General features: G+C 60.4%; 15 protein-coding genes and 1 other RNA gene. 9 read left to right on the forward strand and 7 right to left on the reverse strand.

Translation table 11 applies throughout. From position 1 onward, the window contains the following. Positions 1 to 94: 94 nt before the first annotated feature. The 7 genes from ACO6TG_RS11215 to ACO6TG_RS11245 form a co-directional block, all read right to left on the reverse strand. Positions 95 to 391 carry a MazG-like family protein gene (locus ACO6TG_RS11215; protein WP_422378250.1) on the reverse strand — a complete coding sequence of 99 codons (297 nt, stop codon included), beginning with the start codon at positions 389 to 391 and terminating at the stop codon, positions 95 to 97. 92 nt (positions 392 to 483) lie between these two features. Then, positions 484 to 1,230 (reverse strand): YebC/PmpR family DNA-binding transcriptional regulator, encoded by a 747-nt coding sequence (locus ACO6TG_RS11220; RefSeq protein WP_422378251.1) that lies wholly within the window; start codon positions 1,228 to 1,230, stop codon positions 484 to 486. An 86-nt stretch (positions 1,231 to 1,316) separates the two neighbouring features. Beyond that, a complete protein-coding gene (locus ACO6TG_RS11225) occupies positions 1,317 to 2,162 on the reverse strand; it encodes a TIGR00282 family metallophosphoesterase (protein ID WP_422378252.1) in 846 nt (281 codons plus the stop codon). A 14-nt stretch (positions 2,163 to 2,176) separates the two neighbouring features. Next, the gene (locus ACO6TG_RS11230) at positions 2,177 to 2,755 is read right to left on the reverse strand and encodes a 5-formyltetrahydrofolate cyclo-ligase (protein WP_422378253.1); all 579 of its coding nucleotides are present in this window, start codon (positions 2,753 to 2,755) and stop codon (positions 2,177 to 2,179) included. 49 nt (positions 2,756 to 2,804) lie between these two features. Next, positions 2,805 to 2,959: non-coding RNA, 6S RNA (gene ssrS / locus ACO6TG_RS11235), on the reverse strand. A 91-nt stretch (positions 2,960 to 3,050) separates the two neighbouring features. Next, positions 3,051 to 3,431, reverse strand: coding sequence for a cell division protein ZapA (locus ACO6TG_RS11240; protein ID WP_422378254.1), 381 nt, complete (start codon positions 3,429 to 3,431; stop codon positions 3,051 to 3,053). 6 nt (positions 3,432 to 3,437) lie between these two features. After that, entirely contained in the window at positions 3,438 to 3,716 is a 279-nt protein-coding gene (locus ACO6TG_RS11245; protein ID WP_208988247.1) for a DUF4164 domain-containing protein, read from the reverse strand. Positions 3,717 to 4,166: 450 nt separating this feature from the next. Between ACO6TG_RS11245 and tkt the strand changes: the two genes are divergently transcribed. The 9 genes from tkt to ACO6TG_RS11290 all read left to right on the forward strand — a co-directional run bounded on the left by tkt (position 4,167) and on the right by ACO6TG_RS11290 (position 13,142). Further along, on the forward strand, positions 4,167 to 6,155 hold the full coding sequence (gene tkt, locus ACO6TG_RS11250) for a transketolase (RefSeq protein WP_422378255.1): 1,989 nt from the start codon (positions 4,167 to 4,169) through the stop codon (positions 6,153 to 6,155). A 144-nt stretch (positions 6,156 to 6,299) separates the two neighbouring features. Next, positions 6,300 to 7,310 (forward strand): type I glyceraldehyde-3-phosphate dehydrogenase, encoded by a 1,011-nt coding sequence (gap, locus tag ACO6TG_RS11255; protein ID WP_422378256.1) that lies wholly within the window; start codon positions 6,300 to 6,302, stop codon positions 7,308 to 7,310. A 163-nt stretch (positions 7,311 to 7,473) separates the two neighbouring features. Further along, a complete protein-coding gene (locus ACO6TG_RS11260; protein WP_422378257.1) occupies positions 7,474 to 7,680 on the forward strand; it encodes a hypothetical protein in 207 nt (68 codons plus the stop codon). A 30-nt stretch (positions 7,681 to 7,710) separates the two neighbouring features. Continuing rightward, positions 7,711 to 8,334: a LysE family translocator gene (locus ACO6TG_RS11265; protein ID WP_422378258.1), complete on the forward strand. Its 624-nt coding sequence runs from the start codon at positions 7,711 to 7,713 to the stop codon at positions 8,332 to 8,334. Positions 8,335 to 8,350: 16 nt separating this feature from the next. Further along, entirely contained in the window at positions 8,351 to 9,544 is a 1,194-nt protein-coding gene (locus ACO6TG_RS11270) for a phosphoglycerate kinase (protein ID WP_422378259.1), read from the forward strand. 23 nt (positions 9,545 to 9,567) lie between these two features. After that, positions 9,568 to 9,939: a VOC family protein gene (locus ACO6TG_RS11275; RefSeq protein ID WP_094072472.1), complete on the forward strand. Its 372-nt coding sequence runs from the start codon at positions 9,568 to 9,570 to the stop codon at positions 9,937 to 9,939. 222 nt (positions 9,940 to 10,161) lie between these two features. Next, the gene (gene fba, locus ACO6TG_RS11280; RefSeq protein ID WP_422378260.1) at positions 10,162 to 11,229 is read left to right on the forward strand and encodes a class II fructose-bisphosphate aldolase; all 1,068 of its coding nucleotides are present in this window, start codon (positions 10,162 to 10,164) and stop codon (positions 11,227 to 11,229) included. 125 nt (positions 11,230 to 11,354) lie between these two features. Further along, positions 11,355 to 11,996: a thiamine phosphate synthase gene (locus ACO6TG_RS11285; protein WP_422378261.1), complete on the forward strand. Its 642-nt coding sequence runs from the start codon at positions 11,355 to 11,357 to the stop codon at positions 11,994 to 11,996. A gap of 21 nt (positions 11,997 to 12,017) precedes the next feature. Then, positions 12,018 to 13,142, forward strand: coding sequence for a tetratricopeptide repeat protein (locus ACO6TG_RS11290; protein WP_422378262.1), 1,125 nt, complete (start codon positions 12,018 to 12,020; stop codon positions 13,140 to 13,142). Positions 13,143 to 13,179: the final 37 nt, after the last annotated feature.

The raw sequence follows: 13,179 nt of genomic DNA on the forward strand, positions 1-13,179 counted from the left end.
GTCCGGCCCACTCTTTACATAATATGTAAAAAATGAACTAATATGGTGAAACAGAAAACTTTACCAATGGTAATTTAGGAAGGTCAATCAAGTCTTAAATCGACAACTTCCCTTGCCATTTTTCGCATTTTACAGCCATGAGGCGAGTTAATTCTGCCTCGAATGCTTCACGGGTTTCAGATGCCTGCGCGAGAATACTAAGGGCCACAATCGCGGCATCCACCGCTTCTTCCCGCACCTCGGCGAGACCTTGCCCCTTATACGTGCTGCCTGGCGCGCCCGTCGCAGAAAGCACGGCCTGAGCCACTTCTCCGGCCTCTTCGGCAAGTTTGAGTGCCCGCTCCTGCAGCGTCTTGGCATCGTTTTGCGTAAGCTCAAAAATGTTGAACATGACTTCTCCGGACCAATCGCGCCGCCGCGCAATCAAGACAAAACAAAACCCCGGCAAAGCCGGGGTCTTCAATTCTCAAATCGAGACGATGCTCAGGACGCCAGCGCTGCCATCGTGTCGTCATCCACGTCGAAATTGGCAAAGACGTTCTGAACGTCATCGTCGTCTTCGAGCATGTCGATCAGCTTGAAAAGGGTCTGTGCCTTTTCAGCGTCTACCGGCGTCAGGTTCTGCGGTTTCCAGATGATCTTGGTGGATTCCGCCTCACCAAGCGCATCTTCAAGCGCCTTGGCAACCTCATTGAGATCTTCGAAGGCCGTATAGATGGTGTGACCGTTTTCGTCGGACTGAACGTCTTCAGCACCGGCTTCGATCGCCGCTTCCAGAACGGCATCAGCCTCGCCAGCTTCCGGCTTGTAGACGATCTCGCCAACACGATCGAACATGAAGGAGACCGAGCCGGTCTCGCCCAGGGAGCCGCCACATTTGGTGAAGTAGGAACGGATGTTGGACGCGGAGCGGTTGCGGTTGTCGGTCAAGGCTTCGACCACGACGGCAACGCCGGCCGGACCGTAGCCCTCGTACCGAATTTCCTCATAACTCTCCGCGTCACCAGCCTGGGACTTGTTGATCGCACGCTGGATGTTGTCCTTCGGCATGGACTGGGCCTTGGCGTTCTGGACGGCCAGGCGCAGGCGCGGGTTGGAATCCGGATCCGGGTCGCCCATCTTCGCGGCGACGGTGATTTCCTTGGACAGTTTGGAGAACATCTTGGAACGGGCCGCATCCTGGCGTCCCTTGCGGTGCATGATGTTCTTGAATTTTGAATGGCCTGCCATGGCTCTTCTCGGCTCTTTACGGATGATCTCGATGAAAACTGCGCCGCTTATAGGCAAGTTGGCGGCGAAAATCCAGCTCAGTGAAATTATCGATCGGCAACCGAGCTGCGACTGTTCCAGAAGGATGGCACCACCGGCTCCAGACGCCCGCCGATCCTGAGCGGCGCGATGCGCTCGGCAAGCCCGGTTCGGTCGTCGGTCTCGATGGCAACGCCGCAAATGGTCGGATCGCCGGAGGCCGGCGTGAAGCGGGCGCCCGGGATCTTGCGCTGGAACCTGTTGACCGGCTCTTCCTTTTCCATGCCGAGCACACTGTCATAGGCGCCGCACATGCCCGCGTCGGACATGTAGGCTGTGCCGTTTTCCAGAATCTGGTGATCGGCGGTCGGAACATGCGTGTGGGTCCCGACAACAAGGGAGACACGGCCATCCAGAAAGTGGGCCATGGCCTGTTTTTCACTGGTCGCTTCGGCATGCATGTCCACGATGATCGCGTCGGCAACATCGCCGAGCGGACAGTCATTGACTGCGCGGTCGATGGCTGCAAACGGATCGTCAAGTGCATCCATGAAGACGCGGCCCATGACGTTGGCAACCATCACCCTTGCACCATTGCGGGCCGTGTAGAGATGCGCGCCCCGCCCCGGTGTTCCGGCCGGATAGTTCAACGGCCGCAGCAGCCGGTCCTGACGTTCGATGTAAACAAGCGTATCGCGCTGATCCCAGACATGATTGCCCGTCGTCACCACATCGGCCCCGGCATCCAGAACGTCCTGGAGAATGGCCTCGGTAATACCAAAGCCGGCGGCAGAGTTTTCGCCGTTGACGATCACGAAATCGAGCTGGTTGTCCTCCACCAGCTGCGGCAATTCCTCAATGGCGGCGGTCCGGCCGACGCGGCCAACAAGATCGCCCAGAAACAAGATACGCATAAGTCCTCGCTGGATCAGCCGAAGGCACGATAACCGTCTTCGGTCAGGATTCCATCCAAAGGCTTGTCATGCGCTTCCACGGGCACGCGGTCAACCTCCTGAAGCGCAAAGGCAAGACCTATGCGCAAAAGCGGCCCGTTTTTTTCAAGGGCGGCAATGGCGTTGTCGTAAAACGCACGGCCGTAGCCGATGCGGTTGCCCTGCCCGTCGAACCCGGCAAGCGGCATCAGCAGCACATCCGGGCGCAGCTCTTCCGCCGCCGGTCCCGGTTCCATACAGCCAAAACCGGCCGGCACCAGCTCGGTGTCCCTGTCCAGATGGCGAAAGATCAGGGAGGGACCGACCATGACAGGCAGACAGAGCCTGTGTCCCAATTGCCGCAGCCGGTCGAGCAACGGCCGGGCGTCGATCTCATCCCGGATCGGCCAGAAGCCGGAGACAATCGCCCCCGGCGGCAATGGCAATGCACCGGCGTGATCGACCAGCATCAGACCGCGTTCGATCCGGTCTGTGACGGGCATCGCGGCCCTTCGCGCCAGCACTTCCTTGCGCAGGGCGGCTTTTTCATCGGCTGGGGAAAGAAGGTCGTTCATTGGGCCTCGGTTTGGTTGCAGCGATCGCCCCGCATCCCAAACCAGAGAACGCGCGGCCGCCCGACCGTTGGATCTGCAATCCCGGAGAACCTACAATGTAGGTGGGCGCCGTATGCAACGGACCACGGCCCAGCGCAGGGACAGCTCCCGAAGGAATGCGTAAGGCCCCGGGGATAATGTTCCTGACGTGTCGGGCAGCCGCAAGTACCGCATATAATCCGGCCCCGGCGCAATTACCAGAGCGTCATGAATTTCATCACAAACGAAATGCAGATGCGCTGACAACCAACCTTGTTCAGGAGACGTCGGACGACTTGAGGCTCTTGGACAGGCTGTCGGCCAGACTTTCGATGCGGGCCGCTGCCGTGTTCACCGCCCGGGACAGCTCTTCTTCGTTCTGGCTCATATCGTCCAGAGCGGCCACCTGCCGCTTTTTGGCGTCTGCCAGTTCTTCCTGAAGTGCCGCGACCTGCCGCTCCAATTCGGAGACCTGATCTGTGGCCATGATGCCAGCCATCACGGTCAGCCGCTGGTCGCCGATCTCGCCAAAAGCGCCGCGCAGCTCGTTGATCCAACCGTCGAACCGTGCCGCCAGCCCCTGCAGGCGCTCTTCCTCGCCGTCGTCACAGGCCATGCGGAAAGACTTGCCGTTGATCGTGACCGTGATTTGCGCCATCAGCCGTCAGCCCCCGTGCGCATCAAGGACACTGCGGATGGTTTCCATTGCAGAGACCAGCCGGCGGGAGACATCCTTGTTGGCTTCTTCCAGACGGGACGCCCGGGCTTCGCTTTCATCAAGGGAGGCGGCAAGTTGGGATCTGTCCTCGCCAAGCCGTTGCAGGTCATCCTGCAGGGCATTCAGCGACCGGTCGGCATCCATCCGGCGCTGGACAGCGGTTTCCAGATGACCGACGGCCTGGTCCAGGCGCCTGACCGCGTCAGCGAGGCTGGTTTTTTCCATGCAGTCCACTTCCGCCATTAATTACGTTGTCCCAAGTGTTTTTGCGGCGGTCCGCCCGGTCCTTTCAAGCATCAGACTGGAGATTTAGCGCTTCCGCCCCGGCATGACTGCCCAAAAAACGGGCAAATCGTGCAACGTTCCACAACGCAAGTCCATTGGCGAAAAAGCAAATCTTTATCAGGGCCTCGAGCTTAGGCACCGCATCTTCTCCCAGTCAATGCCACCATTGGCAGAATCCTCAACTCTATAACGCCCGGGAAGAAAATTTATTCCCCAATCCGCCAACCAGGGCCGTACGAGCTGTTTTATTGACTCAGGTGCGGTTCCTGATATTTGTCTGGCGCCTGATCGAAATTGACGATAGTTAACTTTTGAGCAACGTACCTCAAATCTGCCTTGCCGAGCACTCTGCTCAGTGTAAGGGGCTCCAAAGCAAGCAACGGGAAGAAGATGACCGATCTTGAGAAACACCAGCGCATGGCAAATGCGATCCGCTTTCTTGCCATCGATGCCGTGGAACAGGCCAAATCCGGTCACCCCGGACTGCCTATGGGCGCTGCGGATATCGCAACCGTGCTGTTCACCGAATTCCTGAAATTCGACCCGACGGCGCCGCACTGGTCCGATCGCGACCGCTTTGTCCTGTCCGCAGGTCACGGCTCCATGCTGCTTTACAGCCTGCTTTACCTGCTGGGTTACGAAGACTTCTCACTCGACGAAATCAAGAATTTCCGCCAGCTTGGTGCCCGCACGGCCGGTCACCCGGAATTCGGCCACGGGGCCGGCATTGAAACCACCACCGGTCCTCTCGGCCAGGGCCTCGGCAATGCCGTTGGCATGGCCATCGCAGAACGCCTGCAGGCCGACCGCTTTGGTGCGGATCTGGTGGATCATTACACCTATGTGCTGGCCGGTGACGGCTGCCTCATGGAAGGTATCAGCCAGGAAGCCCTCTCCCTGGCGGGTCACCTGAAGCTGAACAAGCTCATCGTCATCTGGGACGACAACGGCATTTCCATTGACGGCAAGGTCGACATTACAGATTCCACCGACCAGCAGGCACGTTTCGCTGCTTCGGGCTGGAACACGCTCAGTGTCGACGGCCACGATCCGGACGCGATTGCCGCCGTCATCCGCCAGGCCCAGGCCAGCGACCGTCCGACCTTGATCGCGGCCAAGACCACGATCGGCTTCGGCGCACCGACCAAGGCCGGCACCGCCAAGGTGCATGGCGCTCCGCTTGGCGCGGAAGAAATCGCCGGCACCCGCGAAGCCCTCAACTGGCCGCATGAACCTTTCGAGGTCCCGAGCGACATTCTCGATGCATGGCGCATCGCGGGCCTGCGCTCCGCCCAGGCCCACAAGGACTGGCAGAAACGTTTCGCCGAAGCCGACGCCGAAAAGCGGGCCGAATTCGAGCGCCGCAACCGCGGTGATCTTCCGGCAGGCTACGAAGCGGCCATGCTTGACTACAAGAAGAAACTGGCCGAAGACCAGCCGACAATGGCGACCCGCAAGGCGTCCGAGGCCGTGCTCGGCGTGATCAACGAAGTGGTTCCGGAAACCATTGGTGGCTCAGCCGACCTGACCGGGTCCAACAACACCAAGACGGCACAGACCGCTCCGATCACGCCGGACGATTTCTCCGGCCGCTACATCCATTATGGCATTCGCGAACACGGCATGGCCGCTGCCATGAACGGCATCGCGCTGCATGGTGGTCTTGTCCCCTATTCCGGCGGCTTCCTGATCTTCTCCGACTACTGCCGCCCGTCAATCCGCCTCGCAGCCCTTATGGGACAGCGCGTCATTCACGTCATGACCCATGATTCCATCGGTCTTGGCGAGGACGGCCCGACACACCAGCCGGTCGAGCATTTCGCTGCCCTGCGCGCAATCCCGAACCTCAACTTCTTCCGCCCGGCCGACATCACCGAGACCCTCGAGTGCTGGCAGCTGTCGCTGGAAAACCGGGACGGTCCGTCTGTTCTGGCCCTGACCCGCCAGAACCTGCCGTCCCTGCGCAAGACCTTCGAGGAAGACAATCTGTGCGCCAAGGGCGCCTATGTGCTGATCGACAGCGACGACGACGCAGCCGTCACGATCTTCGCCTCCGGTTCGGAAGTCGAAATCGCGGTGGACGCGCACAAGGAGCTGACAGAAGCCGGCATCGCCACCCGCGTCGTCTCGGTCCCGTCCTTCGAGCTCTTCGAGGCCCAGTCCGACGACTACAAGGCGGCCGTCATCGGCACCAGCCCGGTCAAGATCGCCATCGAAGCCGGCATTCGCATGGGGTGGGACCGCTTCATCGGCAATGACGGTGCCTTCGTCGGCATGACCGGATTTGGCGCCAGCGCGCCCTACAAGGCGCTCTACGAGCATTTCGGCATCACCAAGGATGCGGTTGTCGCCGCAGCCAAGGAAAAGCTCGCTTCTTAATCGAAATCAATTCCCGGCGACATAATTTCCTCCTATGTTGCCGGGCCTTCGTGCACGTGATGTGCTGTTTCAGTGACCACTCTATGTGGCTTTTAAACCGGTTTAAGCCCCGATCAGGCAGACCGGAGATTGCGGGAGTTGATTATGGTAACCAAGGTAGCAATCAACGGGTTTGGACGCATCGGCCGCAACGTGTTGCGCGCCATCGTCGAATCCGGCCGTACCGACATTGAAGTCGTAGCGATCAACGATCTCGGCCCGGTAGAAACCAACGCGCATCTGCTACGTTATGACAGCGTCCACGGCCGTTTTCCGGCTGAGGTTGCCGTAGACGGCGATACTATCTCCGTGGGTGGCGGCAAACCGATCAAGGTGACCGCGGTTCGTGACCCGAAGGAATTGCCCTGGGGCGAGCTCGGTGTGGAAATCGCGATGGAATGCACCGGCATCTTCAATTCCAAGGAAAAGGCAGCCGCCCACCTGGATGCCGGCGCCAAGCGCGTGCTTGTTTCCGCACCGGCTTCCGGTGCCGACAAGACCATCGTCTTCGGCGTCAACACCGATGCGCTGACCGCAGAAGACCTGGTGGTGTCCAACGCATCCTGCACCACCAACTGCCTGGCACCGGTCGCCTATGTCCTCAATGAAGCCATCGGCATCGAAAAGGGCTTCATGACCACGATCCACTCCTACACGGGTGACCAGCCAACGCTGGACACGCTGCACAAGGATCTCTACCGCGCCCGCGCCGCGGCCATGTCCATGATCCCGACCTCTACCGGCGCCGCCAAGGCCGTCGGCCTGGTTCTGCCCGAGCTCAACGGCAAGCTCGACGGTGTCGCGATTCGCGTTCCGACGCCGAACGTTTCCGTGGTCGATTTCAACTTCATCGCCAAGCGCGAGACGACCGTTGAAGAGATCAACGACGCCATTCGGGCCGCAGCCAACGGCAAACTGACCGGCATCCTGGGCTTCACCGACGACAAGCTTGTGTCGATGGACTTCAACCATGACAGCCATTCGTCTGTTTTCCACTGCGACCAGACCAAGGTCATGGACGGCACCTTCGTGCGTGTTCTGACCTGGTACGACAACGAGTGGGGCTTCTCCAACCGCATGGCTGACACGGCCATTGCCATGGCGAAGCTGATCTGATCCGCGACCGGAAAAGTGCCGGACAATTTCCGGCGCCTTTCCCACGATCTTGAACGGACCGCAGGGACAGGCGGCTGCCGCAAACCGGGCTCGATTTTCCTTTCAGGCGCGCGTCGGGTAGACTTGACTTACACTGGTAGAGTTAAAGTCTGGAGACACCGCCATGACCGCACTCCTGGTCATCCTCGGTTCGTTATTTGCAGTCGGCTGCCTTGTAGGCCTTCTTTTCTACAGGGCTGATCTTTCCAGGGAGGAGGAGCGCATCCCCTCGGATCAGGATTGGGCGCCCGGATTGGAGCCGTCCGATGCCGCGCATACCATCATCCACGACGCTCCCGGCGTTCGCCCTCCTTCTGCAAAAGATCCGTAGCTACCGTTCTCAGCAACTTCCGGAGACCCCGTGCTCGAACTTCTCACCGTCATTTCCCTGACCATTGTTGTTGCCATCGTTCCGGGCCCGGATTTCGCCGTGGTTCTGCGCAACGCGCTCATCGGCGGCCGTCTGGCCGGCATCATGACCGCGCTCGGCATTGCCCTGGCGCTTGGCGTTCACGTCACTTACGCGCTGGCCGGCATTGGCCTCATCGTGTCCCAGTCCATTCTGCTCTTCAATGCACTCAAACTGATCGGCGCCGCCTACCTGGTTTTCCTGGGCGTTACAATGTATCGCACCGCCTCCCGGGATATGCCTGCGGACGGGACTTTGGCCGGCATGCCGCCCCTGAAAGCGCTGCGCTGGGGCTTCTTCACAAATGTGACAAATCCGAAGGCGACAATGTTCGCGCTCAGCGTGTTCTTGCAGGTCACCTCTCCTGAAACGCCGCTTTGGACCCAGATCGGTTACGGCGTCATCATGGCCAGCGGCGTGTTTTTGTGGTTTGTGCTGGTCACGATGTTCTTCACCCTGCCGGCCGTCCGGCTTCAATTCATGCGCGCCAAACTCTGGATGGAGCGTTCATTCGGTGTTCTGCTGACGCTCTTCGGCATCGGCATAGCCGTGACGACCAACTCGACCCGCCCCTGACGACAGGTGTTCTTCCATGGCTTTCAAAACTCTTGACGATCTGACTGACATTGCCGGCAAACGGGCTCTGGTCCGGGTTGACCTGAACGTCCCGATGGACGGTGGCAAGGTGACAGACACCACGCGTATCGAGCGCGTCCTGCCAACCATCCGGGAACTGTCCGGCAAGGGCGCGAAGGTGATTCTGCTTGCCCATTTCGGCCGCCCCAAAGGCGAACGGGTGGCGGACATGTCGCTGGCGCCGGTTGCGCCCGCCGTTGCAGCTCTTTTGGACAAGCCGGTGCTCTTTGCCGATGATTGCATCGGTCAAGCCGCCGAGGACGCCGTTCTGGAACTTGGCGACGGTGATGTTCTGCTCCTGGAAAACACCCGCTATCACAAGGGCGAGGAAAAGAACGATCCGGACTTTGCCAAGGCATTGGCCGCCAATGGCGACATCTATGTCAATGACGCGTTTTCAGCGGCCCACCGGGCACATGGGTCTACCGAGGGCCTGGCAAAGCTGCTGCCAGCCTATGCAGGTCGCACCATGCAGGCCGAACTGGAAGCCCTCGGCTCCGCACTAGGCGAGCCGGTCCGGCCGGTGCTTGCTGTGGTCGGAGGCGCCAAGGTGTCTTCGAAGATCGACCTTCTGGAAAATCTCGTCTCCAGGGTCGACATGCTGGTGATCGGTGGCGGCATGGCCAACACGTTCCTTGCCGCAAAGGGCGTCAATGTCGGCAAGTCCCTGTGTGAACATGACCTGGCCGACACTGCCAACCGGATCATGAAAGCTGCCGATGCCGCAAATTGCGAAATCGTCCTGCCTGCCGATGCTGTGGTTGCCAGGGAATTCAAGGCAGGCGCCGACAATGAAACCGTCGCGCTGGACGCCATTCCGGAAGACGGCATGATCCTCGATGTTGGCGCCGCTTCCATCGACACGGTCAACGCAAAGATCGATGCCGCAAAGACCCTGGTCTGGAATGGTCCACTCGGTGCCTTCGAGATTGCCCCTTTCGACAAGGCGACCGTCGCCGCGGCCCAACATGCCGCCGCCAACACAAAAGCCGGCAAGCTCAACTCTGTCGCCGGTGGCGGCGACACGGTGGCCGCCCTCAATCACGCAGGTGCAGCGGAGAGCTTCTCCTATGTATCCACCGCAGGCGGGGCTTTCCTGGAATGGCTGGAAGGCAAGGAACTGCCGGGCGTCAAGGCGCTCGAAGCCTGAACCGGCAACACGGGGAGGACACCATGAAACGCCAGTTCACCAACATCCTGACCGAAGAGGTCGCCGTCACGGCGGCCTTTTACGAACAGCTCCTCGGGCTGGTGCCGCAGTTTTCTTCCGACTGGTTTGTCAATCTGGCCGATCCGGAAACACCGGGGCTTGAACTTGGCATACTCAACCAGACCAGCGACATCGTCCCGGCACGCGCCCAGCGCGCGCCGGCCGGTGTCATCCTGACCTTTGTGGTGGACGATTGCGACGCCCTTTACGAGCGCGCTCGCGACATGAAGGCCGTAATTATCGAGCCACCGCGCGACCTGCCCTATGGCCAGCGCCGCATGATCGTCCGGGACCCGGCCGGAACCTTTGTCGATATCAGTTCGCCGGTCGGATAGCGGTACGGGAGGGAGCGAAAAGTTAATTCGTGAAGCAAATTAATTTTCCCCCGGCATTTTCCGGCATGCCTTTGTATTTAAATTGATTTAAGGGAAACCAGTCCTCTTTCCATACCGGAAAATCTTGTTAGAACCACCGAGGATTGAGGCACCGCAACATCGGTGCCGAGTTTTTTTGCTAGCTTGTGACGCTAACGGATCCGGACCTTCGGGAGACAATTGATGGCACGCATTACCCTCCGCCAGCTTCTAGACCATGCCGCTGAACACGATTACGGCGTTCCGGCGTTCAACATCAACAACATGGAGCAGGCGCTGGCCATCATGGCCGCGGCGGACAAGACCGATTCTCCCGTCATCATCCAGGCCTCGCGCGGCGCGCGCGCCTATGCCCATGACGTCATGCTGAAACACATGATGGACGCGGTTGTCGAGATCTACCCGCATATTCCGGTCTGCGTTCACCTCGACCACGGAAATGCGCCGCAGACCTGCATGACCGCCATCCAGGCCGGCTTCACCTCCGTGATGATGGACGGGTCCCTGGAAGCCGACGGCAAGACCCCGGCCGACTGGGCCTACAATGTTGGTGTCACCAAGACGGTGACCGACATGGCGCATCTGGGCGGCATTTCCGTTGAAGGCGAACTCGGCGTGCTCGGGTCGCTGGAAACCGGCATGGGCGACAAGGAAGACGGCCACGGCGCTGAAGGCAAACTCAGCCAGGATCAGCTGCTCACCGACCCGGAAGAAGCCGTCAAGTTCGTCAAGGAAACCAAGGTCGATGCCCTGGCCATCGCCATGGGCACCAGCCATGGTGCCTACAAGTTCACGCGCCAGCCGGACGGCGACATCCTGGCCATGCATGTGATCGAGGAAATTCACCGCCGCCTGCCGGACACGCACCTTGTCATGCACGGCTCGTCCTCCGTGCCGCAGGACCTGCAGGACATCATCAACCAGTATGGCGGCGAGATGCCCCAGACCTGGGGCGTGCCGGTGGAAGAAATCCAGCGCGGCATCAAGAACGGCGTTCGCAAGGTCAACATCGACACCGACAACCGCATGGCCATCACCGGCCAGATCCGCCGGATCCTGACGGAAAATCCGGGTGAGTTCGACCCGCGCAAATACCTGAAGCCGGCCCGCGATGCCATGGAAAAACTGTGTGTCGCCCGCCTCGAAGCCTTCAACACGGCCGGCCAGGCTTCCAAGATCAAGAAGATCGTTACGCTGTCCGACATGGCAGCGCGTTACCAGTCCGGCGAACTGGATCCGAAGGTCGCCTGATTGGGCACAGCCGCGGCCATCTTGCCGCGTCCTTTGTTCACTTTCTTGAAAGAGGGGCCTTGCGTCCCTCTTTCGCCGTCTTTAGGGACAAGAACCCGATGTGAGATCAATCAGGACCGCTGCCCGTGAACCGCCCCCGCCTTTACCTTGTCACTCCGCCGCAATTCGATGCCGAGGAACTTGCCGGCAAATTGCGCCAGGCCTTTGGCGGCGGTGACATAGCCTGCGTCCTGATCTACATGCCTGGAGCCGGCACCAAGGATCTGCAGGCAGCTGCCAGTGTTCTGGTCCCGGTGATCCAGGAAGGCGGCGCTGCGGCGATTGTCTATCAGGATACACAGGCGGCCGGTCGCAGTGGCGCAGATGGCGTTCATGTCGACACGTCGTTGGACGATGTCAAACTCGCGGTCGAGAGTTTCCAGCCGGAGCGGATCGTCGGCACCGGCGGCACCAAGCAGAAACATGACGCGATGGAATGGGCGGAGACCGGCGTCGACTACATTTTGTTCGGCAAGCTGGATCTGCCTGAGAAAGCATCGGCGCATGACAAGACCCTGCGCAGCGCCGCGTGGTGGGCGGAGCTTTTTGAAACGCCCTGTGTGGCGCTTGCCGGCAACACGCTCGACACCCTAGCCGATGTCGCCGCAACGGGCGCCGATTTCGTCGCACTCAAGGATGCCGTCTGGCAGTCCGACACCGAAATTTCATCCCTCATTGCGGAAGCCAACGGTATTCTGGAGGCTCACCCGTTCCCAGTAGGTGATTGAGCCGGAGGACCTGCGAAGCTGATGCCGATTTCTGCCCCCCGCATATCATCGACAAGCTGGACCGCGCTGCTCTTCGGAGCCGCCGTTGTCCTCGGCATGCCTCCCCAGCCGGTTCTGGCGCAGCAAAGCGACCCCACTACAGAAACATCTGCGCCGGCGGAAGCAGAAGATCAGACAGCGGCGCCGGTTCCGGCGCTGATCGATGTTACGACACGGGACAAGTCCTTGCGCGGCATCATCGATGCCGGTCCACCCAAACTGGGTGACGGCGAACCGGCCAACGCATCGACGGCCTATGCCGCCTTTCAACGCGGCTGGTTCCTGACTGCATTGGGCCTGGCGACACCGCTGGCCGAACAGGGCGACCAGGCAGCGCAGGCGTTGCTGGGCGTGTTGCACGAGGCTGGTCTCGGCATTCGGCAGGACAAGGCCAAGGCCGCCGATTGGTATTCACTGGCTGCCGGCAAGGGCGATGCCGGATCGGCAATGCAGCTGGCGCAGTTTTACCTGCTCGGCACGGGGGTCGACACCGACAAGAAGAAGGCTGCCGACTATTTCCAACAGGCAGCAGATGCGGGCAATGCCTCTGCACTTTACAATCTCGCTCTGCTTTATCAGGAGGGCGAAGGTCGCCCGTTTGACGAGGCCAAGGCCCGCGAACTCCTGGAACAGGCGGCCAAGCTCAACGATCCGGAAGCCCAATATGCGCTGGCGCTTTCCTTCCTCGAGGCTCAGACCGGGTTGAACGACCCGGGACAGGGCGCATTCTGGATGGGGCGGGCGGCCCGGCGCGGCCACACGTCCGCACAGGTCTATTACGGTATTCTCCGCTTCCAGGGCAAAGGCGTGGATCCGGATGAAGCAGAGGCTGCGGACTGGTTCGAACGGGCGGCCACTGCCGGGAACCCGGTCGCCATGAACCGGCTTGCGCGCATCTATGCCCACGGCCGCGGCCGGGAGCAGGACTTTGCCGCGGCCGCCGGTTGGCACCTGATTGCGCGCACGCTCGGAGTTGCCGATTTCAATCTCGACCGCGTCGTGGAAAGTCTCGACGAGACAACCATGGCCGAGGCGCGAAAGCTCGCGGAGCAATATTCCGCAACGCTGATGGCGCCTTCGGAAGATCCGGCCCGCGAATCTCCGTAAACCTCGCGATTGCGCCTCGAATTGTAAGCATGTTTGC

Source organism: Roseibium sp. (assembly GCF_965233565.1).
Lineage (GTDB): Bacteria > Pseudomonadota > Alphaproteobacteria > Rhizobiales > Stappiaceae > Roseibium.